The 25,988-nt window shown below is 48.8% G+C and carries 26 protein-coding genes, 1 rRNA gene and 1 riboswitch; of the genes, 10 read left to right on the plus strand and 17 right to left on the minus strand.

All coding sequences use genetic code 11. From position 1 onward, the window contains the following. Positions 1-51: 51 nt before the first annotated feature. A complete protein-coding gene (locus tag NC980_RS20475) occupies positions 52-636 on the plus strand; it encodes a hypothetical protein (RefSeq protein ID WP_190377137.1) in 585 nt (194 codons plus the stop codon). Here NC980_RS20475 and NC980_RS20480 read toward each other — a convergent pair. Then, the gene (locus NC980_RS20480) at positions 633-1,067 is read right to left on the minus strand and encodes an SRPBCC family protein (RefSeq protein ID WP_190377138.1); all 435 of its coding nucleotides are present in this window, start codon (positions 1,065-1,067) and stop codon (positions 633-635) included. The genes NC980_RS20475 and NC980_RS20480 overlap by 4 nt on opposite strands. A 70-nt stretch (positions 1,068-1,137) precedes the next feature. Here NC980_RS20480 and NC980_RS20485 point away from each other — a divergent pair, with 70 nt between their 5' ends. Further along, positions 1,138-2,058, plus strand: a complete 921-nt coding sequence (locus NC980_RS20485) for a HEAT repeat domain-containing protein (RefSeq protein WP_190377139.1) — start codon at positions 1,138-1,140, stop codon at positions 2,056-2,058. A gap of 111 nt (positions 2,059-2,169) precedes the next feature. Here the strand turns inward: NC980_RS20485 and NC980_RS20490 are convergent, their stop codons facing one another. From NC980_RS20490 to NC980_RS20515, 6 genes are all read right to left on the minus strand, one after another. Continuing rightward, positions 2,170-3,456 carry an aminotransferase class I/II-fold pyridoxal phosphate-dependent enzyme gene (locus NC980_RS20490; RefSeq protein ID WP_190377140.1) on the minus strand — a complete coding sequence of 429 codons (1,287 nt, stop codon included), beginning with the start codon at positions 3,454-3,456 and terminating at the stop codon, positions 2,170-2,172. A gap of 211 nt (positions 3,457-3,667) precedes the next feature. Then, positions 3,668-4,555, minus strand: coding sequence for a hypothetical protein (locus NC980_RS20495; protein ID WP_190377141.1), 888 nt, complete (start codon positions 4,553-4,555; stop codon positions 3,668-3,670). Between the two features lie 41 nt (positions 4,556-4,596). Beyond that, positions 4,597-5,118, minus strand: a complete 522-nt coding sequence (locus NC980_RS20500) for a hypothetical protein (RefSeq protein ID WP_190377142.1) — start codon at positions 5,116-5,118, stop codon at positions 4,597-4,599. A gap of 164 nt (positions 5,119-5,282) precedes the next feature. Continuing rightward, positions 5,283-6,356: an aromatic ring-hydroxylating dioxygenase subunit alpha gene (locus NC980_RS20505; RefSeq protein ID WP_190377143.1), complete on the minus strand. Its 1,074-nt coding sequence runs from the start codon at positions 6,354-6,356 to the stop codon at positions 5,283-5,285. Between the two features lie 106 nt (positions 6,357-6,462). Then, positions 6,463-6,690 (minus strand): 4Fe-4S dicluster domain-containing protein, encoded by a 228-nt coding sequence (locus NC980_RS20510; protein ID WP_190377144.1) that lies wholly within the window; start codon positions 6,688-6,690, stop codon positions 6,463-6,465. Between the two features lie 159 nt (positions 6,691-6,849). Then, a complete protein-coding gene (locus NC980_RS20515; protein ID WP_199298552.1) occupies positions 6,850-7,233 on the minus strand; it encodes a DUF4278 domain-containing protein in 384 nt (127 codons plus the stop codon). Between the two features lie 36 nt (positions 7,234-7,269). Next, positions 7,270-7,344, minus strand: a riboswitch (Glutamine riboswitch). 115 nt (positions 7,345-7,459) lie between these two features. Between NC980_RS20515 and NC980_RS20520 the strand changes: the two genes are divergently transcribed. Then, on the plus strand, positions 7,460-8,911 hold the full coding sequence (locus NC980_RS20520) for a glycoside hydrolase family 13 protein (protein ID WP_190377145.1): 1,452 nt from the start codon (positions 7,460-7,462) through the stop codon (positions 8,909-8,911). A gap of 116 nt (positions 8,912-9,027) precedes the next feature. Here the strand turns inward: NC980_RS20520 and NC980_RS20525 are convergent, their stop codons facing one another. Continuing rightward, positions 9,028-10,458, minus strand: a complete 1,431-nt coding sequence (locus NC980_RS20525) for a phosphoglucomutase/phosphomannomutase family protein (protein WP_190377159.1) — start codon at positions 10,456-10,458, stop codon at positions 9,028-9,030. A gap of 209 nt (positions 10,459-10,667) precedes the next feature. Here NC980_RS20525 and NC980_RS20530 point away from each other — a divergent pair, with 209 nt between their 5' ends. The 6 genes from NC980_RS20530 to rpsD all read left to right on the plus strand — a co-directional run bounded on the left by NC980_RS20530 (position 10,668) and on the right by rpsD (position 16,650). Continuing rightward, entirely contained in the window at positions 10,668-11,828 is a 1,161-nt protein-coding gene (locus tag NC980_RS20530) for an MFS transporter (RefSeq protein ID WP_242026997.1), read from the plus strand. Between the two features lie 132 nt (positions 11,829-11,960). Continuing rightward, positions 11,961-13,679: an ATP-binding protein gene (locus tag NC980_RS20535; protein ID WP_199298553.1), complete on the plus strand. Its 1,719-nt coding sequence runs from the start codon at positions 11,961-11,963 to the stop codon at positions 13,677-13,679. 63 nt (positions 13,680-13,742) lie between these two features. Beyond that, positions 13,743-15,065: a serine/threonine-protein kinase gene (locus NC980_RS20540; RefSeq protein ID WP_190377147.1), complete on the plus strand. Its 1,323-nt coding sequence runs from the start codon at positions 13,743-13,745 to the stop codon at positions 15,063-15,065. A gap of 75 nt (positions 15,066-15,140) precedes the next feature. Next, positions 15,141-15,476: a photosystem II reaction center protein Psb28 gene (gene psb28 / locus NC980_RS20545; protein ID WP_190377148.1), complete on the plus strand. Its 336-nt coding sequence runs from the start codon at positions 15,141-15,143 to the stop codon at positions 15,474-15,476. Next, entirely contained in the window at positions 15,476-15,970 is a 495-nt protein-coding gene (locus NC980_RS20550) for a MogA/MoaB family molybdenum cofactor biosynthesis protein (RefSeq protein ID WP_190377149.1), read from the plus strand. Before psb28 ends, NC980_RS20550 begins: the two co-directional genes overlap by 1 nt. A gap of 71 nt (positions 15,971-16,041) precedes the next feature. Next, a complete protein-coding gene (gene rpsD / locus NC980_RS20555) occupies positions 16,042-16,650 on the plus strand; it encodes a 30S ribosomal protein S4 (protein ID WP_190377150.1) in 609 nt (202 codons plus the stop codon). A 94-nt stretch (positions 16,651-16,744) separates the two neighbouring features. On the opposite strand, the gene NC980_RS20560 is transcribed toward rpsD, so the two are convergent. The 3 genes from NC980_RS20560 to NC980_RS20570 are packed head-to-tail and all read right to left on the minus strand — an operon-like array spanning position 16,745 to position 19,410. Continuing rightward, entirely contained in the window at positions 16,745-17,767 is a 1,023-nt protein-coding gene (locus tag NC980_RS20560; protein WP_190377151.1) for an SAM-dependent methyltransferase, read from the minus strand. A gap of 53 nt (positions 17,768-17,820) precedes the next feature. Further along, positions 17,821-18,240 carry a hypothetical protein gene (locus NC980_RS20565; RefSeq protein ID WP_190377152.1) on the minus strand — a complete coding sequence of 140 codons (420 nt, stop codon included), beginning with the start codon at positions 18,238-18,240 and terminating at the stop codon, positions 17,821-17,823. A gap of 36 nt (positions 18,241-18,276) precedes the next feature. Next, positions 18,277-19,410 carry an AI-2E family transporter gene (locus NC980_RS20570; RefSeq protein ID WP_190377153.1) on the minus strand — a complete coding sequence of 378 codons (1,134 nt, stop codon included), beginning with the start codon at positions 19,408-19,410 and terminating at the stop codon, positions 18,277-18,279. A gap of 190 nt (positions 19,411-19,600) precedes the next feature. On the opposite strand from NC980_RS20570, the gene eno reads away from it, so the two are divergent. After that, positions 19,601-20,896 carry a phosphopyruvate hydratase gene (gene eno, locus NC980_RS20575; RefSeq protein WP_190377162.1) on the plus strand — a complete coding sequence of 432 codons (1,296 nt, stop codon included), beginning with the start codon at positions 19,601-19,603 and terminating at the stop codon, positions 20,894-20,896. Here the strand turns inward: eno and NC980_RS20580 are convergent. The 6 genes from NC980_RS20580 to rrf form a co-directional block, all read right to left on the minus strand. Further along, entirely contained in the window at positions 20,887-21,291 is a 405-nt protein-coding gene (locus NC980_RS20580; protein ID WP_277881401.1) for a Uma2 family endonuclease, read from the minus strand. The two genes, eno and NC980_RS20580, sit on opposite strands and share 10 nt — an antisense overlap. 64 nt (positions 21,292-21,355) lie before the next feature. Further along, positions 21,356-21,565: a Uma2 family endonuclease gene (locus tag NC980_RS20585; protein WP_277881402.1), complete on the minus strand. Its 210-nt coding sequence runs from the start codon at positions 21,563-21,565 to the stop codon at positions 21,356-21,358. Positions 21,566-21,650: 85 nt separating this feature from the next. Continuing rightward, entirely contained in the window at positions 21,651-23,885 is a 2,235-nt protein-coding gene (locus tag NC980_RS20590; RefSeq protein WP_190377163.1) for a glycoside hydrolase, read from the minus strand. Positions 23,886-23,956: 71 nt separating this feature from the next. Next, positions 23,957-24,193, minus strand: coding sequence for a NifU family protein (locus NC980_RS20595; protein ID WP_190377154.1), 237 nt, complete (start codon positions 24,191-24,193; stop codon positions 23,957-23,959). Between the two features lie 88 nt (positions 24,194-24,281). Beyond that, complete coding sequence (locus tag NC980_RS20600) at positions 24,282-24,923, minus strand: DUF3386 domain-containing protein (RefSeq protein WP_190377155.1); 642 nt, start codon at positions 24,921-24,923, stop codon at positions 24,282-24,284. 953 nt (positions 24,924-25,876) lie between these two features. Beyond that, positions 25,877-25,988 (minus strand): 5S ribosomal RNA (gene rrf, locus NC980_RS20605); the annotation flags it as partial.

Here is a 25,988-nt window from a genome sequence, read left to right on the forward strand (position 1 = left end):
ATGGTGGGGGATTGGGGATACTATGATTCAGCTTTCTCAATCTTCAAATTCATGCAGTACCCCTTAGAACTGACCTTCAAATTTTGGTCACTCACGCCGCAAATGACGATCGCCGATGCTGGAGGCAATCCGGTTTTCTACGTGCGGCAAAAGCTGTTTAGGCTTAAAGAAGTGATCAATGTGTTTGCGGATGTCCATCGATCGCAAGAGCTGTTTACGATCAAAGCCGATCGCATCATCGATTTTTCCGCTCGCTACAATTTCTCAGACCCAAGCGGAAAGATCGTTGGAGCGCTCAAGCGGCGCGGATTGAAATCTCTCTGGAAAGCTCACTTTGATATTTTTGATGGCGAGGCTGTTGCTTTTACGATTCAGGAAGAGAATCCCTGGGTGAAAGTGATGGATTCGCTGTTAGGCGATTTGCCCTTTGGTAGCTTCTTCACCGGATATCTGTTTAATCCGACTTATTTAGTGAGCCGCCCTGATGGAACTGTGGTGATCAAGCTATCCAAGCTCCCCACGTTTTGGTCGCGCAAATTCACGATTCAGCAAGTCGATCGCACGAACGATCGCGAACAGACTCAAATCTTGCTCAGCTTAATGATGATGATTTTGTTAGAGCGCGATCGCGGTTAATTTCGTGCATAATCGCGGAATCGATCCAGGTCTGCTTGAATGTTGGACTGCACAAAGCGATCGACCATTGCGTTGTTCATGATCTGAGCCAAAAGATCGGGCACAGCATAAGAGAGCGTCATTCTAACAATGCTGCCCTCGGCTCCGCGATCGTAAAACCGGATTGCTCCGCGATTCGACAAGCCACTGACTGATTCCCACTGAATAATTTGGTTGGGAATTTGCTTGGTGACGCGAGATTGCCAACTAAACTGAAGTCCGCCTGTACTCAGCGTCCAGCGTGAGAGATCGGGCTGATCTTCGGAAATTTTCACCGAGGTAATCCAGTTCATCCAGTTGGGCATCTGTTCGAGATCTGACCAAAGGCTCCACACTTTGTCGATCGATGCCTCGACTTCAACTTGGGCGGAGTGTTCTAACCATTGAGACATTTAAACAATTCCAGCATCTTCGCGTACTTAAGACAAAATAATAAAGCCGAATTTGCATGGAAGTAAGGATATGGCTCAAAGTTTACTCGCGATCGCAACATTTGTGGCACTGATTGGGGGAGTTATTTTCGGGGTGTCCCGCTATGAAAAATCCACCACAAGACGCGAGGACTCAATCGGACAGGTGATTCAGTCTATTCCAGAACTGAAGATTGACCCTGAACCGATTCCCGTCGTCCCTGTTGCCGAAGAAATCTCGACTCCGGCTGAAGTATCAGCGCCGATCGTAGAAGCAATCGACGAGGCTCCAGAACCCACCGAAGAAGCACCGATCGCAGAATTGAGTCTAGAAGCAGAAAGCACCGAAACGCTAAAAGTAGAGGAAATGGTGGCGGAAGCGCCGATCGACGATGCCCCGGAACCCAGAGGTGAAGTCGTTGAGGTCGTTCTCCCACCAACCATTCAAGATTCAAAACGTCCAGAAGATGAAGTCGAACCGAGAGAGCAAGTTGTTTCCGTGCTTGTCCCACCGACGATCCACGATCCAAAGCGTCCGAATGATGGCAAGCTTGAAGACTTGACTCAGGATCTGCTTGCTTGGGGACAGTCTAAAGATCTCAAGCACATCTCAAAATTAGTTCAGTACACAACTTATGCAGAACCGCTTGTGCGGGGAACGGCTGTAGTTGCGCTCGGTCAAATTGTCCGTCATCATGCGGTTCGAGGTGAGGTAGAACAAGCGATTCCCGTACTTGGCAAACTGACGCTAGATTCTGATCTGAAGGTTCGGCTGTATGCAGTGCAGGCGCTAGGACGCATTCGATCGGAGAAGGTTTTACCGTATTTGGAAAAAGCGTTGCAGAGTCCATCGGGGAGCGTGGTAAAAGCGGCGAATGGTGCGATTCAGGATCTGAAGTTGCAATACGGGAAAACGCCAGCGATGCAGGTTGCTCAAAAGATGCTGGAAAGAACGAAAAAGACATCGGTTTAATTGGGGGGGGCGATCGATAATCCCGATCAACAATCAACCCGGTAGAGACGCGATTAATTACGTCTCTACCGGGTTTGCAATTCGCGTCTCTACCGATTTGCGATTGACGAATCACGCGCTAATCGTTGCGGTGTCCTGCTTGTACATCAACTCCCGCACCTTGACCATACCCGCGACCAGGCAATCCATCTCCTCGCGAGTATGCAGCGCGTTCACCGTAATCCGAATCCTCGGTTTCGCAATAAACCAGATCGGCGATACCCAAATCCCCAACTCCAGCAATTCTCGCGCAAACAGCTTCGGATTCATCTCCGGCGGCAGCAGCACCGGAACAACGTTCGTTTCCCCGATCGCTTCAAATCCCTGAGCCGCTAAACGCGATCGCAAATATCGCGTACTATCTTGCAGGCGCGACACCAATTCTGGCTGCTCCTGCACCGTGCGGAAACTCTGCAACGCTGCTGCGGTCAAAGGCGGTGCCAGCGAACAAGTCCCGATCGAAGTCGGCGAACAATTCAGCAACGGCTTTAGCTCTGCAACATGAGTGCTAATCGCCGCGCCAACCGATGCCCCAAACTTCGCAAACGTCGAAAGAATCAGCGGATTAACGCCGCGATCGATCGCATCTTGCGGCTTCAGTCCGAAATGCTCGTAAATCCCGCGCCCCGTCGCACCAATCGCGCCCGTCGCATGAGCTTCATCCATCAGCAGCGTACTATCGGGATAATTCGCCAAAATTTCGATCATCTCTGGCAAGGGTGCAATGTCACCATCCATCGAGAACACCGCGTCCGACACGACCATAATGCGATCGTCAGGACGAGCATGGCGCTTCAGCTTCCGCGCTAGATCTTCCATATTGCAATGGCGGTATGCCTTGACGCGGACTCTGGGACTATAGCCGAAAAGTTTTCCCGATCGCGTTCCGGCGTGAGCCAAAGCAGACACAATACAACCGTGATTCAACACATCAGTCATCACCAACGTTTCGCGGGTATGCTGAAACCCAGAAACGGGGATCGCCAAATGACAAAAGGCATCCATCAACGCCTGCATCGCCATCCACGCATTCAGAAATAGCTGGGTATGGGGTAAATGCTTAAAGCTAGCAATCTCGTCTTCAAGCTGACGATGTAAGTCAATCCGACCACTGAGCACCGAGGTTGAGCTATTCGAGGTGCCGTATTGGAAAATTGCATCGATCGCGGCTTGCTTCACCGATTCGTTTTGGGTCAGTCCCAGAACATCGTTTGTGCAAAAAGTCAGAACGGTGCGCCGCTCTCCGGTTTCAGCCTCCTCAATCTCCACCATATTCCCCTGGCGTTGATGACAGAGATACTCATCCGGGTCGAGTTCACTCTCATACCAACGCCGCACGTATTCCTTAACAACTTGCACAGTTTACTCCTCTCACCTGCATGACGTTCGCGATTTGCTTCTGACTCAACAGTATATTTGCAGACGAGAAATTTCGCCCACAAACGCATCGTGTTCGATCGACGGTCTCAAACATGAGGCGTGATATCAGCTTATCAGGGACTCTTAGCAAACGAAATAAACAGCGATCGTTCCAGGGGTAAGATCGCTGTTTATCGTCAGATTGCTGCCCCTAGATTTCTGCGACTGCTCGCTCTATCAGACGACGCGCTAAAGTTTGCGTTCCCGTGTGGGTGTAGTATTTGACGGACACATCGAGAAATGCGCCGACGTAATCGAGCTTGTCAGCGGTGATATCGATCGCGCCGCGAACGCGATCGAGCAAAGTTTGCTGAGTCAGATTGCGCGAGGAAACAAAATCACCCATCCAGCCTTTGACCGAATCAAAGCTCTGTCCGATAAAGTTCAACTGTCCGGCGGAATCACCGCCAGGGATCAAGGGCTTGACGCTCTTGAAGGATTGGTTCTTTTCGAGTTCGTCCGGGGTAGTTTGGCTAATCGTAGACAAGCCTTTCTGGATAAAATCGCCGCCGAGCGGGATTAAACCGTCAAAGCTCACCAAGGCTGCCATCCGCATCAGGGATTCGCCGCTGTAGTCACCGAGTGCCGCCAGGAAGTCACCAATACTATCGCCAGGGATGCCGTTGATTTGGCAAAAAGCAACAAGTTCGACGACGAGCTTGACGCAGAGATCGAGGCTCTGTAGTTTTTCGGGCTTGGGAGTGAGATTTTTGAGAAATCCCAGGAACGAGATGTCCTGTCCGACTTTGTTTGCGAGTGCAGCGGCTCCGAGTGCGCCTGCGGCGTTATCCACGGTCTGATACAGCCACAGGGCGCGTTGATAGCCTTGAGACTCGTCGTTGTAGAGATAAACGGCGCGTTCTCCGATCGCTTGAATCAAGCTCTCGTCGGTTTCACCTGTAACCGTGCGGATCGTGTTGGTGAAGCCGGTGAGATTTTGCCACTGTCCGGGCACGACAAAATCAAGGGTTTGAAGCGCCTTGACGGTTGTGCCGCGGGTGGGAAGTTCGTCCACCAGTTCAAAAATGGGTTTACTCATGAAAATTCCTATGATTCGTAGTTCAGTATTCGCTGAATGCCCTAGCCCTTAAGCTGCGACAAGCCTCTGAGGTCAAATTTTGAAATCCACTTTTCGCGCTCTGCCTGGGTAAACGAGGGATCACGCGATAAGACTTTGACTTGATACTTACCCACTAAGACTCCGGTTTGGGTGTTGCCCATCGTCATTGCAGGGAAGCCGTTAATTTTCTCGGTAGTGTTTTGATACTTCGCAGCCGCAGCAGGCAGGCTAGAGGTATCGGAAATGGACAGCATGGCTAAGTCTTTGCCGTCTTTTTTCAATTTGGCTTCTGCGAAGCCTTTTTTCTCCTGGGTGTAAACGCGCTCATACCCTGCACCGGGCTTGGGGAAGTATTTGTTAAATTGGCTACCTTGAGTTGCCTCTTTGGAAACAGCCGTCACCTTCGGTTTAGTGCTTTCTTTTTGCGCTTCGGCAAATCGGGAGGGTTCTTGAGTTTGGCAGCCTGTGACGAACAGGGCGATCGCAAGCATTACCGCCACAACGCTGCGCCGCCAGTTTGATAAATTCAATCGATGTCTCATAGGTTTGCTGAATAGTAGTCTTCTCGATCGATGTACGACGACCCCTGAATTGCTGCAACCCACTTAGGGATGAGTTTGTGTCACAGCACGGTTTAGAGAAGCATTTGACACTGTAGGAGAATTTTTGCAGCCCATCGCGCTTCGTAAGGAAAAAAGAATATTCGCTACCGGGAAATCATCTCAGAAGATTGAAGGGTCTGCTGATAGCGATCGTACTGCTTCACAATCAGACGCTGAACGGCAATAATCGCGGGATTGACTTCGACATAGCGCCGTTGCGGATTTCTGAGATAGTTTTCTTGTTCGCTTTCGATCATTTCAATATCCTGGTGCAAGAACGGCAAGAAAAGTAAATGCAAGACTATAGGCTGCAATACTCGACGCACCGCATTCAGCAACCAAACGGGAATCGGTAATCGCAAAAATAACATTGCAAACGATCGACTCTCTGTTTCAGAAATCGGTAATCGCATTAGGTACAGAGCAGATACACCTTCGAGCTTGCTGATGTAGTTAGGATACTGATAATCGACGGAGATAATTTTTGTGGTGACACCGCCCGATTCGCTCAGCCCTAGAAACTTGGTCAAAATGCCTTTGTAAGACACCTGATATTCTGCGGTGACAGCCTTATCGGTCTCACGCAGCTTCAGCAACACCGGATCAAACCAACCTTGAAGATTCTGGTGCAAATAACCGTGAAACACATCCATTGTGTTTTCGTTACAGATAGAGAAATGCGCTTTGAACTCTGCCCCGATCGGCACCATGAAGCACTTCGGATCATCGTATTCGGGAATTTCTGGAACCGAGGCTAAATGAGCAAAGGCACGATCGCCCGGAAACAGCCAAATCAAGCCGTATCTTTCCTGCACAGGGTAGCTCCGCATTTGGGCACAGGGGAGCTTTTGACCTTCGCTCCAGTAGGGAATGCCCACACAGTCGCCCTGCCCGTTAAATTCCCACCCGTGATAGCCACAAACGATCGCATCGCCCTGCACCTTGCCCTTGTCCATCGCCACACCTTTATGCGGACAGACATTTTCGACGGCTTGAACTTGATTTTGGGAATCACGATACAGGGCGATCGACTGATTCCAAATGCGAATCGGGAGAATCTTTCCGGGCTTGAGATCTTTTGCCCAAGTCACCGCATACCAGTGGTTTGGATTAATTCCGACTTCACGCACTCGATTTTGAATAGTTTGTCCCTGAAGTGTCGTCGCCAATTCGAGCATCACTTATCCTTCCTTGGAATTCGTGGAATCATGTTAACAACAAAATAAAGCCAACAAAAAAGGGGAACTCTGTCCCCTTTTGAGCAAAAAACTAGATCACCAGAAATTAATTCGGCGTAGATTGCAGATCGGGACGTTCTTCAGGCACGATCGCGCCTTCAACTGGACAGACTTGCAAGCAGATGCCGCAATCGATACAGGTCGAAAAATCGATCCAGTACCAGTCTGTTCCTTTGGTATTTTTTCCAGGACCTTCATGAATGCAGGCAACCGGACAGGCATCGACGCAATCCGCAACCCCTTCACAAGTGTTTGTAACGATCGTATGAGACACAGTGTTCTTCTCTCTGAGCAAATCGACATTCGGATAGATCTATTCTCGTATATGTTTCTGCCCAATTGCCCAAAGTCGGACTGAATTTGAAAAAGTGCGTTTTTGCAAAAAAAGAGCCGCAATCGCGGCTCAGTGCGTGAAGAGTAAGTCAAACTGGGGTTAGGTGAGATGACGACGTTCTGCTTCAAGCAGCGTCAGCAAAGCCTCATCGCCCTTCTGGCGGGCACTCTCAATACGACGCTGTAAATTCTGCTGCAAATTCGCACGATGCGTTGAAAGCAGATCTTTGACTTGCTGCGATCGTCTCACATTGCTAAGCGTCGGTTTACCGTCTGGATAGCCCATCCAGTAACGATTGCCGCGATAAATCAGTTCACGCGGTTGCTGTTCAACTGCCGATCGTACAGGGCGATTCGGGTCGAGTTGGTAGCGATTGCCGCGATAGGTTAGCGTGATCGGCTCATGAGACTGAGAAAAGCGATCGTCGCATCCGCGCTGAGTGGGGTCGTATTCGTATTTAACACCACGATAAATGAGTTTCATAAGTCGCCTCGAACAATGGAAATGAAGTGAGATTGAGGCGCGTTCCTTCAGGAGAACCCCTTACTTCCGTCCTTGGCCCATAGCAATTAGCGCATAGCAAGGATGAACGTTCATATCTGTATTATAGACTACGATTTGTAGAATTCCTAAACTTCTACCAATAGTTAGAGAGCGATTTTCACAGGGATCATTACCGTACTATTGATGTGATCGATGTCGCCTTTTCATGCAGATACAGACACCAGACTGGGTAAAGAACGCGGTTTTTTATCAAATTTTCCCCGATCGATTTGCCCGCGCCAAGCAACGGCATAGAAAACTGCTCAAGTCGATGCGTTGGGAAGATTGGGATGCGACTCCGACGCTGCAAGGCTACAAGGGGGGCGACCTTTGGGGAATCATCGAGAAGCTTGATTACATTCAGGATTTGGGCGTGAATGCGATTTACTTTACGCCAATTTTCCAGTCTGCTAGCAATCACCGCTATCACACGCACGACTATTACCAGGTTGATCCGATGTTGGGTGGCAATGAAGCGTTTCGCGAGTTGCTCGAAGCGGCACATGAGCGAGACATCAAAGTTGTACTGGATGGTGTGTTTAATCACTCCAGTCGCGGCTTCTTCTTTTTCCATGACGTTTTAGAAAACGGTGATCATTCGCCTTGGATCGATTGGTTTAGAATTCATCAGTTTCCGCTGCATCCGTATACGGGAGAGTTTCCGGCAGGGTATGAAGGCTGGGATAACAATCGCGCTTTGCCTGTGTTCAATCACGATAATCCGGAGGTGCGAGAGTACATCATGGAAATCGCGGAGTATTGGATTAAATTTGGCATCGATGGCTGGCGGTTAGATGTGCCGTTTGAGGTGAAAACACCGGGATTCTGGCAAGAATTTCGCGATCGCGTCAAAGCCCTGAATTCTGAAGCCTACATCGTCGGCGAAGTCTGGGGTGACTCGCGTCAGTGGCTCGATGGCACCCAGTTCGATGGCGTGATGAATTACTTGTTTGCAGGCCCGACGATCGCGTTTGCTGCGGGCGATCGTGTGGTATTAGATCAGGTTCAAAGCCGGGATTATCAGCCGTATCCACCGATGTTTGCGGGTGAGTATGCTCAAAAGATGCAGGATCTATTGAAACTGTATCCTTGGGAGATTCAGCTTACCCAACTCAATTTATTAGCAAGCCATGACACAGCGCGATTGATGACCATTGCAGGTGGTGATCGTCCAAGCATTGAGCTTTGTACTTTGTTATTGATGACGTTTCCGGGTGCGCCGAGTATTTACTACGGGGATGAAGTGGGATTACCGGGAGCGATCGACCCAGATTCTCGGCGGGGTTTTCCGATGGAGTCAAACTGGGATTACAAAATCTATGAGTGTCACCGTCAATTAGTCAAACTGCGCCATGCTTATCCCGCTTTGAGAACGGGGGATTACAAGGTGTTATATGCGGAAGGAACAACTTACGTTTTTGCGCGAACCTTAGACAATCAAACAGTGATCATTGCGGTGAATGTGGGAACCGTTGCGGTGAAAGCGGCGATTCATTGGAATAAAACGGGACTTAAAACACATCCGAGTCGCATCGTTTACGGCAATGCAGAATTGATTTGGAATGAGCAAGAGTTAGAGATTGATCTACCTGAGCGATCGGGCTGTATTGTCATCTAACAGAGCATAAGTCCATAGAACTTGCTTCGATGTTGAATCCGGGTAGCCCCTAAATTCCCCACGAGTGGGAAATTTAGGGGCTGTCAGCCGCTCAAACCGAAGCGGAAAATTCGTCCTCAACTCGCCCAATCACGCGCCCAATTTAGCGTTTGGTGAACCTGGTCGATCGTTGCCGCTTCACAATACAGCCGCAAAACGGGTTCTGTCCCACTAAAGCGAATCAATAACCAGCTTTGATCCTCAAGCCGGAACTTATAGCCATCGTCGGTCTGACAGCTAATTACCACTTTTCCAGCAATGGTTTGCGGGGGTTGTGTTTTCAACTGCTCTAGAAGTTTGGCGCGGACTTCCATGCTGGCAAGAGGCAGATCAATGCGATCGTACTCTGACAAAAATCCGGTTCTTTCCTGTAAACGGCGGTAGAGTTCGCCCAGATCGGTTCCCGTTTGTACCACAGTTTCGAGAACATACAGCGCCGACAGTAACGCATCGCGCTCTGGAATGTGATGACCATAGCCGATCCCGCCGGACTCTTCTCCGCCGAGTAGAACTTTGGTTTCGAGCATTCGATCGGCGATGTATTTGTAGCCGATCGGCGTTTCGTGTACAGGCAGGTTGTAAAGCTTGGCAACCAACGGCATCAGATCTGAACCGCTCACCGTTTTGACAAATTCGCCGCTAAAGCCTTTTTGCACCAGATGCTCGATCAGAATCGGGATCAGAATCTGAGAACTGAGAAAATTCCCTTTGGCATCAACTGCGCCAACACGATCGGCATCGCCATCAAACACTAAGCCCACCGCTAAACTATTTCCGTCAAAATTCTGAATCGTCTCTAAAATCTTTGGCAAATACTTCGGTAGCGGTTCTGGTGCGCCTCCTGCAAACAGGGGGTCGCGATCGCTGTTCAACTCATGAATTTCCACACCGAGCAATCGCGCTAATCCGGTCGCTGCGGCTCCGTGCATCACATCCGCAAACACCGTGACTTTCCCTTGCTCGATCGCCGTTTTAATCGCTGTAGTATCCACAAGCGATCGCAGTCCTTCGCAATAGCTCTCCCAGGGATCAAACGTGCTGAATGTTCCCGGTTGCACATCAGGCGCAGGCGCACCACTCGCTAACAAGGCTTCGATCTTCTTCGTCACTTCCGGCGGCACTGATCCCCCGTGGGCGCTTTTGACTTTCAAGCCTGAATAGTTGCCAGGATTGTGGCTTGCCGTAATTACGATAGCGCCCAACGCATTCAGCTTCTTCGCTGCCCAACTAAAGGCAGGAGTCGGCGCGAAACTTTCAGAAAACAACACATCAAAGCCAACTTTGCGAATCGACTCTGCCGCAGTGCGAGCGAATTCTTCAGATAAAAATCGGCGATCGTAGCCCACAATCACGGTGTTGCTTCCGGTTTCTGCACCGTAAACCTCAGACAGAACTGCTGCGGCGATCGGGGCGACGGTCATGACGCGATCGAACGTGAAATCAGCAGCAATCACGCCGCGCCAGCCATCGGTGCCAAACTGAATCGGATTAATTGTGGTAATTGTCATCGGCGCGTGAGCCATGCTTGCACTTCTCCTGCTGCAAAAGGGTTTGAAACAAAAACAGTGTAACGGGGATATCTCGGACTTTATCGAGTTTTATGATCTTTCTCCAGTTTCTTTACAGAGCGCCTCAAGGCTTCCAGGACACTTCAAAATCCCTTTACTCCTCGCTCCTCAATTACCCTTGCAATATAAACCTCACCGTTCTTTCATTTATGCGTTCTTCACTGGTTTGGATGATGGCGATCGCGTCGGGCGCAACGGTCGCTAATTTGTACTACAATCAGCCGCTTTTAGCCAAAATAGCTCAACAGTTCGGAGTTTCGGCAGCAGAAGTCGGAGTGATCCCAATGTTGACGCAGATTGGCTATGCGATTGGAATTTTATTCATCGTGCCGTTGGGCGATCGCATGGAGCGGCGACGGCTAATTGTCCTGGTGACGGGATGCGCCGCGATCGCGCTCTTGCTGGCGGCACTATCGACGAATTTAGTGGGATTGAGCCTTGCGAGTTTTGCGATCGGGGCGAGTACCATTGCTGCACAGATCCTCGTACCGTTTGCCGCGCAACTGTGCCAACCAGAGGAGCGCGGCAAAATTGTCGGTCGGGTGATGGGTGGCTTATTTATCGGCATTCTGGTCGCAAGAACGCTAAGCGGGTTTGCCGGAGAAATCATCGGTTGGCAGGCAATCTATGGGTTTGCTAGTGGTGCGACGGTGCTGTTGGCGATCGTTTTAGCGAAACAGTTACCCCGCTATCAATCGAGCTTGAAAATGACCTATCCAACTTTGCTGCGATCGATGTTGGAGCTAATTCAGAGAGACCCTATACTACAAGCGACTTCTTGGATTGGGGCGATGTCGTTTGGGGCGTTTAGTGCCTTCTGGAGTACGCTTGTGTTTTTGCTCGAACAACCGCCGTATCAGTATGGCAGTGATATTGCAGGGTTGTTTGGATTTGTTGGCATTGCGGGTGCAGTAGCGGCGGTGGTGGTTGGCAAAATTGCTGATCGTCGGAGTCCGGGCTTCACGCTAAAAATCGGAGTTTTGATGACGATCGCAGCGTTTCTCGTGGTTTGGGCATTTGGGAAACAGCTAGGCGGATTAGTCCTCGGTGCGATTTTGCTGGATTTGGGAGTCCAAACGAGCCAAATTTCAAATCAAGCAACGCTTTACAGCTTGCCTGCGGAATATCACAGTCGCTTAAATGCGTTGTACATCACGCTTTATTTTGTTGGCGGTGCAATTGGCTCGTATTTAGGCACTTACGCTTGGAATCGGTTTCAGTGGTCTGGCGTGTGCGCGATCGGATTTGGGATGATGCTGCTAGCAGGATTAGGATTATATTGGCGACAGCAGCGCTTAACAGCCCATTGACAAGTTTTGTATTTGATCTTTGTATGTATTTGATCTTTGTATTTGATCATAGGGGTTGATCGTAGTGGTAGCACAAGAGAATTGAGGGAATGATAAGGAAACTTTTCTCAAGATTGCTCGGTTGTGCCCTGTATGAGTTCTAATTCGGCTATAGAGATTGATGTGCAGACGATCGCCGCTAACGCTCCAGGTGCAATCTTTCGGTTAAGCGCGATCGGGAACGAGTACAGAATTGATTACATCAGCGATCGCGTCGCTGATCTCGTTGGTGTTTCTGCTGCGGTGATTACAAAAGATTTTGCCGTGTTAGAAAACCAAATTGATCCAAGCGATCGTGATCGCTTTCGAGAATCTTTAAGAAAGGCAATCAATCGTGCCATTCCCTGGAGCTTTGAGGGACGAGTCAAGCAGAGATGGATTCAAATTATCGCAGCGCTCACTGAGATCAATCAGAGTGAAACCATCTTTTGTGGAATGATTACCGAAATAACAAAATATAAACAGTCTGAAATTAGACTAAAGAAATCACATAACAAATTAATTACAGAATTATCAGGTCAAGTTGCGAAGTTGCAGCAAAGCCAGAACTTGCTTAAGTGTATTATCAACAACACAAGAGCTAGTATCTTTGCCAAAGAATATCGCAATACGAATGGAACGTATATATTGATGAATCGAGAATTTGCCCATCGATTCAATCTCGATCAAGACCGCGATCTAGGCAAGACCGACTACGACTTTTTTCCGCCTGAGATTGCAGCAGCATTTCAAGTCGCCGATCGTGCTGCGATCGCGTCTGGAACTTCGATTCAGCTTGAGGAAATTGAGCCCCATGAAGACGGATTACATATTGCGATCGTCGTCAAATTTCCCTTGTTTGATGAAACAGGACAAGCGTTTGCGATCGGTGGGATCGCAACAGATATCACTGATCTCAAACGTGCCAAAGAAGCCCTAGAGCAAGCGAACGAAGTTTTAGAAAGTCGGGTTGCAGAGCGAACCACTGAACTGTCTCAAAGAAATGCAGAACTCGAAGCAACGCTATCCAGCTTAAATCAAACTCAAACGCAACTCATTCAAAGTGAAAGGATGTCGAGTCTGGGTCAATTAGTTGCGGGAATTGCTCATGAAGTGAATAATCCTGTTAATTTTATCCACGGAAATTTGCGTTATGCAGATGCTTACACTCGCGATTTAATTCGGGTTATTCAGCTTTATCAAAAACACTATCCTGAACCGATCGCGGAAATTCAACACACCATTGATGAAATTGATCTCGGCTTTTTGCTCGATGATGTTGCTAGGGTGTTTGCTTCAATGCGAACAGGTACGACTCGCATTCAAGAAATTGTCAAATCGCTGCGATCGTTCTCCCGATTAGATGAAGCAGCGCTCAAAACCATTGATATTAACGCTGCGATCGAGCAAACCTTAACGCTATTGCAGCACCGATTGAAGGCTCAACACATTACAATCGTTAAGCACTATGGAACTGTTGCCCCAATTGACTGTTATGCCGGACAACTCAATCAGGTGTGGATGAACTTGATTAACAACGCGATCGATGCGATCGAAACCGTAGAAAATCGCACGATTGAAATTTGGACAGATCAACATTCTGACCAAACTGTAAAAGTCCGAATCCGAGATACAGGCATCGGTATTTCAGCAGAGATTCGACCCCGCATTTTTGATCCATTTTTCACAACAAAACCAGTCGGCAAAGGAACCGGAATGGGACTCGCGCTCTCGTATCAAACAATCGTCGAACAACATCGCGGTTCGATCGAGTGCTTCCCCGTCTTGCCTCAAGGCACAGAATTTATCGTCAAACTCCCCAGCTTCAGCTAAAGAAAAGACGGAATCGCTATGATCGAAAGCGAAGTCGGTAAAGACGATAGGGAGCCTTGATCGATGCTGAGTGCAGGACAAACGCTGTACGATCGCTATCAACTTCAAGAAAAATTAGGTCACGGTGCAGGGCGGCAAACTTGGCTGGCGATGGATTTAACGGCTCAGTCGCAATCTGTGATTGTGAAACTGTTGGCGTTTGGGGAGCAATCGCAGTGGGATGATCTCAAGCTGTTTGAGCGTGAATCTCAGATTTTGCGGCAGTTGGATCACCCGCGCATTCCGAAGTGTCGGGATTCTTTTTCGATCGACGATCGCATTCTCTGGTTTGGCTTGGTGCAGGACTACATTCCGGGAACTTCACTGAAACAATTAATTCAGGAAGGCAAGCGATTTTCTGAAGCGGAAGTGCGACAAATTGCGCTGGAAGTTCTAACGATTCTGCGCGATTTACATGGTCTCAATCCCGCCGTTCTGCATCGCGATATCAAGCCCAGTAATCTAGTTTTGGGCACGGATCAGCAAGTGTATCTGGTCGATTTTGGAGCGGTGCAGGATCGCGCTAATGTCGAGGGTGCAACCTTTACGATCGTTGGAACTTACGGATACACGCCGATCGAGCAGTTCGGCGGTCGTGCTGTTCCCGGTTCTGATCTCTATGCGTTGGGTGCGACGTTGATTCATTTACTCACCGGAGTCTCCCCAGCCGATTTACCCCAGCGACAGCTTCGGATTCAATGGCGCGATCGTGTCACATTGCCGCCCGCGTTAGCAGATTGGATCGATCAGCTCACCCATCCTGATCTAGAGCAGCGATTCCAGACAGCACATGAGGCGATCGATGCCTTGAATCGTTCTGAAACTGTGTTTTCCTTTCCGCCGGTTGAACGCCCAAAAAATACGCGAGTCCAACTGATTCGCTCGAAAAAACGGCTAGAAATTGTTATTCCCAAGCATCCCGAAGAGAAGGGCTTAAATCTTCCAGGCTTGATCAAGCTAGGCGTTGCATCGCTGGGATTAACGTTTATCGTGCCGATGATTTTCCTGATCCTGTTTTTCGGCGTGCTTAGCTCTGCAACCTGGATTCTCATTTTGGGAGTGCTGATCTTTTTGCTGTTTATGAGTCCGACGTTTCAACGGACTTATGTCAAGTTCGATCGCCGAGAATTCGTCGTCGAAACTCAGCGCTTCAAAACCGCCAGCAATCGGATGACAGGCATTACCCGTGACATTCGAGAAGTGCGGCGCGACTCAAATGGCTTAATCACAATCACATCAGGGCCGTATCGTACCGGATATCGATTGCACCAGTTTGGTGAAGAACTCACCGATTTCGAGCAGGCTTGGGTACTGAAAGAGATTCGATCGTGGCTGAAGCTTAAATGAAAAATGAGAAGCCTTTGTTAAGTTACGCAAAGATGGGAGAATAGAGCCAATCCAAAATACTCATCGATTCGCATCATGGCAGAAATCCAATTTTCAAGAGGCATTACCGAAGAAGTGATCCCAGATGTTCGTATAACCCGCTCCAAAGATGGAACCAACGGAGCCGCCACCTTCATCTTCGAGAAGCCAAAAGCGCTAGAAGCTGAAAAGACCGATAGCATCACCGGAATGTACATGATCGACGAAGAAGGCGAACTGCTCACCCGCGAAGTCAAAGCCAAATTTATCAACGGTCAGCCTGCGGCACTCGAAGCGACCTACATCATGAAATCGGTGGAAGATTGGGATCGCTTTATGCGGTTTATGGATCGCTACGCTGAATCCAACGATCTAGGCTTTACAAAGTCGTAATGTCGCATCAGCCCCACCCGGATAAAGCTGCGATCACCGTTTCCTGTGCCGTGATTACCGTCAGTGACACCCGCACGATCGAGACCGATCGCAGTGGTCAACTGATCCAATCGCTGCTCAAACAATCCGGTCACACAATCGCGCATTATGCGATCGTGCCCGATGAACCTGATCAGATTCGCGCTCAATTCGTCAATCTATTCGCTGTCGATGCGGTGATTCTCAGTGGTGGAACAGGCATCGCCCCAAGAGACACCACCTACGACGCGATCGAACAACTCCTCGAAAAAACGCTGCCCGGATTCGGGGAAATCTTTCGATCGCTGAGCTATGCCGAGATTGGATCAAGAGCGATCGCATCGAGAGCGATCGCCGGAGTTTATTCAAACAAGCTGATTTTTTCGCTCCCCGGCTCATCGAATGCGGTAAAACTGGCAGTAGAGCAACTGATTTTGCCGGAATTAGTGCATCTGGTCACTCAATTGAAAAAATAATTGAAGCCGCGAATTCCGCGTCGTATACTAGAAAAGTTGTTTAAATCTCCGAGTCAAACGAGGAACGTTCAATGTCGCGATATCGAGGCCCTCGCCTTAGAATCACCCGTCGTCTGGGAGATCTTCCCGGACTCACCCGTAAATCTGCACGCCGCGCCTATCCACCCGGACAACACGGACAAGCGCGTAAGAAACGCTCAGAATATGCAGTTCGTCTAGAAGAAAAGCAAAAGCTTCGCTTCAACTATGGAGTGAGCGAAAAACAACTGCTTCGCTACGTGCGGAAAGCCCGCCGTGCAGCAGGTTCGACTGGACAGGTACTCTTGCAACTGCTGGAAATGCGGTTAGATAACACTGTGTTCCGTTTAGGAATGGCTCCGACGATTCCCGGCGCACGTCAACTAGTGAATCACGGTCACGTTACGGTCAATGGTAAGGTTGTAGACATTGCGAGCTATAACTGCCGTCCGGGAGATGTGGTTGCGGTGCGCGATCGCGATCGCTCTCGCAAATTGGTCGAAGCAAACCTGCAATATCCGGGTTTGTCTAACTTGCCGAGTCATTTGGAGTTCGACAAGAACAAGATGACTGGGAAAGTGAACGGAGTCATCGATCGCGAATGGGTGGCGCTGCAAATTAATGAACTGCTGGTCGTTGAGTATTACTCACGTCAGGCGTAAGATTTTTCCGAAATTGATATTCTCCGCGGCAATTGAATATCTTTGACAGCCTCCCGCGCCCCGTCAGCGCTGGGAGGTTTCGTCGTATTGTGGGTTATTCTGGCGCTGTTCGCATCGCGACTGTCACTTCTTGCCGATTGTGAAATAGATTTCTAATTCCAATCACTTCGTAATGGTCTTCGAGCAGTGCGATCGCATTGTTAATCACGCTCTTTACCCCTTTACTGGGCAATTTCAGAGTCATGATCGCCATGCCATCTTCTTTAAGCGTTTTACTTGCTGCAATCATGTTTTTTGCAGAGTCAACTGCATCCATTCTCATATCATTGACGATGAGATCAAAGCGATCGCGGCAGTTTGGTAAATACTGTTGTACAAGCTGACGGTGATGAGTGATGTTTGAATCCAAGCGCAGCGATTCAGCTAAATCACCCGGATCAACGGCAACCACGGATAATCCAAGCTTTCTCAGAATTCTTGTCCAACCGCCCGGACTTGCACCAAGATCGAGCGCTAATCCTGCGGTGGGAAGATTGAGATTGAAAACATCGATCGCTTCGAGCAACTTAAATTCGGCTCTAGAAATCTGTTCGTCTTCGTGTGCAAATCGGTGCATTCCGCCTGCCCAATTGCTCAAGTTATCTGAAGCATTAGAAAATCCCAGATAAGCAGTTGTGCTATCACAAAAAATTGAAATAATTTGGACTGGATCTTTTGCTTCCACCTTCAAGCCTGCATTGATTAAATCATCAACAAGAGCGTTTCTAAGTTCAGATCGATTGATGTTTTTAATAGAAGAACGAACTTGAATCGAGAGCGTTTCAGCCCGATCGAACAAAGGGATTTGAGCCGCGATCGCCGCTCTTAACTGTGTAATTTCAAGCGGAATTTTGTCATTCACCGGGCAAAGATGTCTAATGAATGCAGCCTTTGTCTTTAGAATTCGGGGTGCTAAATCGCGGAAATCTAGAGTGTCTAATTGAATTAAGCCCACTCCTTGATCAAGCCATTGCAGCAATTTTGAGCCGCGATCGCTTTGCTGAATTTCGTTCAATGCAACTTGAGCAAATTCGGGTGATGCCGTGAAGATAACTTGAGAAGTTGGGGGCTTTTGCATGAATTTACGAGGCTACAGAAACGAGTAATAGTCCTATCACATTTAGCTTTGAGCTAACGTCTCACTGTTCCTGTAAATCCTGCTGCTTTGAACTGCAACAACTTCAACGGTAACGGTTGATTCTCAGGCACATTCACCTGAAACTCAAACTCACTCACACCCGGCGGAACTTCCTCGATCGCGCCCAACCGGGTACGGTTCTCGATAATCGGATCGTCGTTCGCATCATAAATTCGTCCGAAAATATCGGCATTGACGATCGTTTTATTCGTGGGATTGGTCGCCTTGCCAAACACAATAAAGCATCGCGCCGACTGCGGCACACCGCCCGCTGTAACTGCGCCTTTCGACATCTCCGCCGAACATTCTCGATACGACAAATCCGATAGCTTGATTTGAATCAACGCCCACGCGTCCGAGATGCCCGTTAACCAAATGACTGCCGACAGTGCAACCGCAATCCACGCTCTCATAATTCAGAACATTCCAGATGTGACACAGGAATTAGTTTACCGCGAACCCTCCTCGTCACTGTGAGTTTCTTCGGGTGAATCAATCCCGACTTTCGCTTCTGAAAGTTGCTGCAAGTCTGTCTCCGCATCAATTAACTCTGCCTCAAGTTCATCTTTGCGCCAGCGATCGAGAACGTCGTGCACCAATGTTTCTCGTATCCAAATCTGTCCCACAATCACCAATGGAATCGCTAAAAACAGACCGAGAAACCCAAAGGCAATGGCAAACACAACCTGCGAAATTAACGTTACTGCGGGCAAAAGTGCTACCTGCCGCGACATGACAAACGGAACCAGCAAATACTGTTCAAGCTGCTGAATCAAAATGTAGACAATCAAAACGGCAACCGCTTTCCACGGGGCATCGAGAAGTGCGACTGCGATCGGTGGAATCACACTCAACACTGGGCCGACATTCGGAATTGCCTCTAAAAGTCCCGCTAGAAGCGCATTCGCCAACACCAGCGGCACACCCAAGATCAGCAGCGAAATTCCGCTCACCAACCCAATCACGACCATATTGATCAAAATCCCGATAATCCAGTTCACGAGCGACACTTCGCACAGTGAGAGAATACGATCGGCTCGTCTCCGGTAAAACGAAGGAAATAGCGCAATGAATCCTTGACGATACGGTTGAGGATTAATCAACAGCATAATCGTCAAAATTAATACTAATAGAATATTCAATAGTACCGTTAACGCATTCGAGAACAGCGCGAAGAAATTTCCCACAACCCTAGTCGCCAACGGTTGAATCTGCCGCACTAAGTCATCCACACCAGGCATATATTGCGAATACCCTGGAACCATCTGCTGCATCTGATCAAACCAGCTTTGCACCCGATCGAGTCCTCGTGGTACCAGTTCGACTAGCTGCTGAAACTGAGTGATAAACGGTGGCACAATCAGCCCGATAAACAAAGCCGTTAACACCAGCAGCGTCACGATCGAAATTAGCACCGCTCCGCCGCGCTTGAGTCCAAATCGCTGCAAAGACTTCACCAAGCTACTCAGCGCCGTCGCAAACACCACGGCCGCAAACACCAACAGCAACACCTGGCGAAGCTCCCACAGAATGTAAAGCGCGATCGCAAACGCCAAAAACCCAATCCATCTACCGAGTCCCACCGTTTTCACTCCTTACCGAAACCTAATCGAGTGTACTGCTCAGATCGAATTTAATTCCGGATTTTTTCCACTTCCCTGCGACCGGGATGTGAAGCTCGCTACAAGAATTGTTCAGGAAGGGCGTATTCTAGGCAAAGGCAAAATCGATTTGCCCGAAAATGCTGCCTTTTTCACTACAGGTTTGACTATTATGATTGATGCCCTAGACACAGCGATCGAATCCATTCGTGCCCGTGAAATTCTCGACTCACGCGGTCGTCCGACGATCGAAGCCGAAGTCACTCTGGCGAATGGTGCTTACGGAATTGCTCAAGTTCCGAGCGGAGCTTCGACTGGAAGCTTTGAAGCCCACGAACTCCGCGACGACGACAAAAGCCGCTACGGTGGAAAAGGTGTTCTCAAAGCGGTCGAAAACGTTGAAACGTCGCTGGCTCCGAAGTTGATCGGGCTGGATGCCATTAATCAGGAGCTAGTCGATCGCACGATGATCGCAATCGATGGTTCTCCGAATAAAGCAGCTTTGGGTGCAAATGCAATTTTGGGTGTGTCGCTGGCAACCGCAAAAGCAGGTGCAGACGCGCTGGGACTGCCGCTTTACCGCTATCTGGGTGGGCCGTTATCGAATGTATTACCTGTGCCCTTGATGAATGTGATTAATGGTGGTGCTCATGCAGACAACAACGTCGATTTCCAAGAATTTATGATCGTTCCGGTTGGGGCACCGACGTTTCGAGAAGCGCTGAGATGGGGCGCGGAAGTGTTCGCATCGCTGAGTAAAGTGCTGCACGATAAAGGCTTGCTGACGGGTGTGGGTGACGAAGGCGGTTTTGCTCCCAATCTCGAATCGAATCAGGCAGCCCTCGACCTGTTGATTTCTGCGATCGAGAAAGCGGGCTACAAACCCGGCGAACAGGTTGCCCTTGCGCTGGATGTGGCGGCGAGTGAGTTCTACAAAGATGGGCAATACACCTATGATGGAACCGCTCACAAACCGACTGAGATGGTGGATTATCTGGCACAGTTAGTCAGCAGTTATCCGATTGTATCGATCGAAGATGGGTTACATGAAGATGATTGGCAGCACTGGCAGTTATTGACCGAAAAGATTGGTAGCAAATGCCAATTGGTTGGGGATGATTTGTTTGTGACAAATATCACGCGACTGCAAAAGGGAATTGAACAGAAAGCAGGAAATTCAATTTTGATTAAACTGAATCAAATTGGATCACTGACGGAAACGCTACAAGCGATCGATCTCGGTGCGCGGAATGGTTTCCGATCGATCATCAGCCACCGTTCCGGTGAAACCGAAGATACGACGATCGCAGATCTCGCAGTCGCTACCCGCGCTGGTCAGATCAAAACTGGGTCGCTTTGTCGCAGTGAACGAGTTGCGAAATACAATCGCTTGCTGCGGATCGAAGACGAGTTAGGCGGCCTTGCGGTTTACGCGGGAACCATTGGCATGGCTCCGAGCTACAAATAAGGGAAATGAGGAGCGATTGTTGAGATGCGATCGCTCCTCATTTCCGCTAAATTTCCTGTTTTACTGACTTCTGTTTCTGAAAAATTTACATTGCGGTAAACATCATTCAGCGAGATCGAAACCGGGATACTTCTTAATCGAATCTCACGATCTTCCGCATCTAAATCTTGAAGTAGCCAACGTTTAGCTGCTTGCTTTGTGAAATGTTCCACTCGAATTCGATTTTGGTCAACCAGAACATATTTGACAAAGCTACGAATGGTGCGGTAACTCGCGAACTTTCCTAATCGATCGTAGTCTTCTGTCGATTGAGACAATACTTCAATAATGACTTGAGGATTCAGAATGATATCGCGACGATTGTTGTGATAAGCCACTTCACCGACTACAACCATGATATCCGGCTAGGTCTAAAGCTGCTCTTGCGGAATCCACAACTTCACATCCCCGATAAAGTTCTCAAACCCCGTCTTGCACCTTAGCCGCAAAATGTAGCGCTGCACTCACATTTCGTGCAATTCGGTTGTGATTTGTTGTGCCGATGGCAGGAGGCACAATTTCTCCCTGTCGGTATTCGCTTCGGAATTCTGCTTGATCTTCCAACGCAAGGTATTCTTCTGACGTGTAGAGGCGCGACTGGATTGAGGCTGACGGAGAGAGGGCAGTCATCGACGCTGATCCTACAAGTTGGTTTTCTCAGTTTAACGTGGTTCAAAAAAGCGATCGTCTAACCATCCAGACGATCGCCAATGTGTTATGGAACCACGATCGCAACCACTCCATCCTCCGGCAACGCTTGCCGATACCGTCCCCCTTCCGAAAACACCGCAATCAATTGCAGCGAGTAATCCGGCTGAACTTGCAGGTCTGCCCACGGAATCGCAATTTCAACACAGCGATCGACTCCCACTTGAGCGCGGCTTGCTCTCGACTGCCACCGGAAATGTTCACCTGCTTCCTGCAACCAAATCGTTTGAGTCAGCAAATTCACACCCAAATGGTGATGGAAGTGATAGTTCAAAGGCGCTTGATTTGGAACATCAACTAATGGAATGGGACTATTGTGCATCGGTTGATTCGCGTAGTACCAGAAGAGATTCAGCTCTGGTGGAATATCCTTGCCGATTTGCACTCCGATCTGTAAATCCAAGCGCAAATAAAAATTCAAGTGATCCACACCATACCAGAGTCGCTGAATTGAACTACTTTGGTGCATGGTTCCCCGCGCACCGCCGACTTCAAGTCGTCCCGCTTTGTCCCAATCCTGCTCATCTCCGCGACCGTCGATCGCGGGGTGAATAAATCCTTGTGGCGCACTATCGCCCCGCGCTTCATGCACTTCGACCGGACGACGCACATTCTCAGGAACGGGTTCATTCAGCGATCGATACAACGCCGCTAAATGCTCTCGAAACAATTGATCAAACATGGCATCCTGATTCGAGGAATGTCCTTCTCCAAACCACCAAAACCAATCTGATCCTTCTGCTGCGTAGAGTGCTTCCCAAGCTTCAGGATTATTCTCCTCAGTTGCTTCAGGATGATTTGCCAAGGTTTGTCTTGCAGCAGTCAGCAAGTCCCAAGCTCGATTTTTCGCTGGATCTCCGATCCAAGTAGTGAAACTTCCATCGACCCACGATCCACTATGAAGCTGATCGGCTGCAATTGTCTCAGCCGGCGGGAATTGCTCAATAAACTCTGAAACGGTCACTAATTTGATCTCAGAGTGATCGCTCAGCGTTTGATAAAGCATTTCCAAGAACGGCTTACCGTCTTGTGGATAGAATTCCCAACAGTTTTCACCGTCTAATGCGATCGTCACTAACCACGGCTGATCGTTGTTCGGTTTTAATGATCGCGCGATCGCCTCCAAATGCCCCACCAAATCGCTAACCGCTCGTTTTGGCTCCATCGCGCTGTAGGTAAAGCCAATCAAATCTGATAAACGGTGATCGCGGAAGACGATCGCTAAATCTCCCGCAGGTGTTTCCAATCGATATGGACGATACAACTTCTCAGGATCGTAAACATTCCCGGTTTCATCCCGATGGAAAAAGTATTTTAGTGACCAGCCCAATACTGCCTCATCCGAACACAGCCAGTTAAAGCCCTGCTTCGCCACATATGGCAGCATCTCAGGGCTGACCGACTGTTCCGAGGGCCACAACCCACGCGGCGATCGACCAAATCGATCTTCATACATCTGCCACGCCTTTCTTAAGTGCCGCTCAATGTCCGCCGGATGCTGAAACCGCGATTCGGGTAGCGTCATATTTGGAACCGCAATTCGCCCCGAATTTGTATCCGCTAACAACGGCAAAATCGGATGCGTGTAAGGGGTCGTCGTCACCTCAAGCTGTCCCACTTCCTGCATTTTGCGATGCTGCGGAATAATGCGGCTCATAATTTCGCGATGTTTCGCAATGATGCGTTGTCGATCGCTCAACGTAAAGCCTTTCCCTTGCTCTAACCAAGCTGCAATCTCCGGATCATCCCAAAACAGCGGATCAATCCACGCTAAGTTATGCCACGCGAGTAAATCACTAAAATCTTGAGTATTCCAATTTTCCAGACACCAGCCCGACCCGCAATCTTGTCGCTGTTCATAGAGCTGCACATAGCGTGGATGTGGCTCAATCAAAGTATGGCGATTCGCGTCAAAGAAATGCTCAATCACGAATTCCTTCAGCGCACGATCGAACTGCTCCACGGGCGTAACCGTTGCCGTCAGATACGGATCGAGTGCCGTTCCTGCCACATAGTCCTCAATCTGCATCATCAGAGATGGCACCAGGTTCACCGTCTGATGCAATTTCGGATAGCGCTCCAGAAGCAGCACTAAATCGAGATAATCTTTTGTGCCATGAAGACGTACCCAGGGTAAGCGATATTGCCCTTCAGACGGAGCGTAATAGTTGGCATCCCCTCGGCTTTTGTAGAGAGGTTGATGTTGATGCCAGATAAATGCAACGTGGAGCGGATGCGGCATAAAAAACGGAGGCAAAGGATTAGACCTTTAATAGTCTATCCCTTGCCTCCATTTTCGATATAAGGATTTGCCTACAAAACTTGTTCGACTTCAGCAATTTCTGGAATCATCTCGCGCAAGCGGCGTTCGATCCCCATTCTCAGCGTCATGGTCGAACTCGGACAGCTTCCACACGCACCTTGTAAGCGCAGCTTCACGATCGGACCGTCCAATTCCACCAATTCCACATTGCCGCCGTCTGAGATCAGATACGGACGCAGCTCATCGAGAACGGTTTCGACATTTTCGGGCGTTAGTGTCAAAGACATAATTCACCTTCTAACAGCTTGACAACTTTAATCCTAACTCTGAACGATCGTTCAGAGAGTGCGGGTCTTGCACTTGATTGAGTGCGGCTTATACCCGCTCTAATGGCTGCACATTCGTAAACAGAAATTCGCTCTTATGCTGCTCAGTTGTAATGGTGCGGCTCGTCAGAATGTAATATTCGCCAATTTGTTCGTAAAGATCTTCAAACTCACTCCTCGCACCTTTGACAGCTCCCGTTTTCGGATCGCTGTAAATCGAATCATAGCGGTGCGACAAATAGCCATTTCCAGTGTCGTGACTACTAAAGGTGTTAATTGTCACAACCACTCCATGAATATGGCGGTGAACGAGACTCACTTCATTGTTGCGAACCTTGTAGCGATCGCCTTCCGACTTACCACCTACTAAAATCTCAACGCCTCCATCGGGATCAGTTGCACCTAATGTAAACGTGTTCTTCCCATGCGTTTCTTCAAACGCCCGACGAACCCGGTGAACTGCAATTTCCCAAACTTGACCGTGAATTGCCTTTTTACCTTCTTCCTCTTCGATGTCAGTCACATCAAAAGTGAAATCGGCATTGATGCGACATTTTGCATGGTAAGTTTTGTCGCCTTCGCGGTAAGTCACGTCTGCCGTATAACCGGGGAAGTTTTCGTCCCAGGTGTACCGATTTTCGTAAGCAGCCTGAAACAAGGCACGCGCATCGGTTTGCACAGTGGTGGTCATAGCATCTCCAACAAAGTCACTCCCTTTAGTTTAAAGAATTTGACACGAATTCGCCTAATTTTGGGAAGGTGACATCAGCCCATGAAAGAGAAAAATTGCGATCGTGCCTAAAAACCGTCAAATACTTCTTTAATATGCACCTAAGAAGAACATCTTCAAAAGAAAATGCTGCGTCTCACAGCAAGCAAATGCTGAGCTTGGGATGAAATCTGAAACGATTGTATATTGCAAAAAGCTTCCCTCGAAATGCCGTGATTTCTACATAGCTGTCTCGCGTCAATTATTTAGTCCCATTTAGAGCATCAATTTTCTCTTCTTCGCTACAAAATTAAACCTCAAATCAATGGAATAGAATCTCGCCAAAATTGGAAGAATCGTATAGATTGTACAAGAATTGTATTGACCCAAATTGACCCAACCGGCGATTACGTTGCTCACCCCAAACTTTCAAAGTTTAGAGATCACCTTCTCATTTACAAACCGGATCAGATCGAGTCGCTCAATTCAGCAATTGTGATCAAACGAGATCTGCAAAGAAAAGACACTAGGAAACGTCCAAACTGGAATTCGAGGCTTCCTGTGAGGTCTTGCCTCGCGCTGCCAAGTTCTCAAACACCTTGTGCTGACGTGAGTTCGACGGGAGAGGTAGCGCGAAAAGAAAGCCGAAACTACGTTTGAAAGAGCTGTAACGTTCTTGCGAGTCTCAGCTATGGAACCAATCATAGCGCGACTGAATGTGACGGCAATCTTTTGCGACGTGGATGACTTTTGCCAGCAGTTCGAGCAAGCGTGGTCACAACAGCCCCAACTGCCATCGATGCCTGGGGAGAAACACAGTAGCTCGCGTCTGCGCTTCAAGACCTAAGCTTTCTGCTGCAAGCCTCATGAAGTGAAGAAAGTGAAAAGCCGAACGCATTCACAGAAATGAATGCATTCGGCTCTTCTAATCAATACCCTGGCAGCTAGCTATTTTGACAAGAGGCTACCCTCTCACTATCGTCGCCGCAAATGCGTTTCACCACTCAGTTCGGGATGGATGAGCGTGGGGCCACACCGCCATCACCA

The organism is Leptolyngbya sp. AS-A5 (assembly GCF_039962495.1).
In the GTDB taxonomy this organism is placed as follows: domain Bacteria; phylum Cyanobacteriota; class Cyanobacteriia; order Leptolyngbyales; family Leptolyngbyaceae; genus Leptolyngbya.

Coding starts and splice junctions, on each gene's coding strand:
- NC980_RS20475 (WP_190377137.1), top strand. CDS start 52: ATGCAGTACCCCTTAGAACTGACCTTCAAATTTTGGTCACTCACGCCG.
- NC980_RS20480 (WP_190377138.1), bottom strand. CDS start 1,067: ATGTCTCAATGGTTAGAACACTCCGCCCAAGTTGAAGTCGAGGCATCG.
- NC980_RS20485 (WP_190377139.1), top strand. CDS start 1,138: ATGGCTCAAAGTTTACTCGCGATCGCAACATTTGTGGCACTGATTGGG.
- NC980_RS20495 (WP_190377141.1), bottom strand. CDS start 4,555: ATGAGTAAACCCATTTTTGAACTGGTGGACGAACTTCCCACCCGCGGC.
- NC980_RS20500 (WP_190377142.1), bottom strand. CDS start 5,118: ATGAGACATCGATTGAATTTATCAAACTGGCGGCGCAGCGTTGTGGCG.
- NC980_RS20505 (WP_190377143.1), bottom strand. CDS start 6,356: ATGCTCGAATTGGCGACGACACTTCAGGGACAAACTATTCAAAATCGA.
- NC980_RS20515 (WP_199298552.1), bottom strand. CDS start 7,233: ATGAAACTCATTTATCGTGGTGTTAAATACGAATACGACCCCACTCAG.
- NC980_RS20520 (WP_190377145.1), top strand. CDS start 7,460: ATGCAGATACAGACACCAGACTGGGTAAAGAACGCGGTTTTTTATCAA.
- NC980_RS20525 (WP_190377159.1), bottom strand. CDS start 10,458: ATGACAATTACCACAATTAATCCGATTCAGTTTGGCACCGATGGCTGG.
- NC980_RS20530 (WP_242026997.1), top strand. CDS start 10,668: ATGCGTTCTTCACTGGTTTGGATGATGGCGATCGCGTCGGGCGCAACG.
- NC980_RS20535 (WP_199298553.1), top strand. CDS start 11,961: ATGAGTTCTAATTCGGCTATAGAGATTGATGTGCAGACGATCGCCGCT.
- NC980_RS20540 (WP_190377147.1), top strand. CDS start 13,743: ATGCTGAGTGCAGGACAAACGCTGTACGATCGCTATCAACTTCAAGAA.
- psb28 (WP_190377148.1), top strand. CDS start 15,141: ATGGCAGAAATCCAATTTTCAAGAGGCATTACCGAAGAAGTGATCCCA.
- NC980_RS20550 (WP_190377149.1), top strand. CDS start 15,476: ATGTCGCATCAGCCCCACCCGGATAAAGCTGCGATCACCGTTTCCTGT.
- rpsD (WP_190377150.1), top strand. CDS start 16,042: ATGTCGCGATATCGAGGCCCTCGCCTTAGAATCACCCGTCGTCTGGGA.
- NC980_RS20560 (WP_190377151.1), bottom strand. CDS start 17,767: ATGCAAAAGCCCCCAACTTCTCAAGTTATCTTCACGGCATCACCCGAA.
- NC980_RS20565 (WP_190377152.1), bottom strand. CDS start 18,240: ATGAGAGCGTGGATTGCGGTTGCACTGTCGGCAGTCATTTGGTTAACG.
- eno (WP_190377162.1), top strand. CDS start 19,601: ATGATTGATGCCCTAGACACAGCGATCGAATCCATTCGTGCCCGTGAA.
- NC980_RS20580 (WP_277881401.1), bottom strand. CDS start 21,291: ATGGTTGTAGTCGGTGAAGTGGCTTATCACAACAATCGTCGCGATATC.
- NC980_RS20585 (WP_277881402.1), bottom strand. CDS start 21,565: ATGACTGCCCTCTCTCCGTCAGCCTCAATCCAGTCGCGCCTCTACACG.
- NC980_RS20590 (WP_190377163.1), bottom strand. CDS start 23,885: ATGCCGCATCCGCTCCACGTTGCATTTATCTGGCATCAACATCAACCT.
- NC980_RS20595 (WP_190377154.1), bottom strand. CDS start 24,193: ATGTCTTTGACACTAACGCCCGAAAATGTCGAAACCGTTCTCGATGAG.
- NC980_RS20600 (WP_190377155.1), bottom strand. CDS start 24,923: ATGACCACCACTGTGCAAACCGATGCGCGTGCCTTGTTTCAGGCTGCT.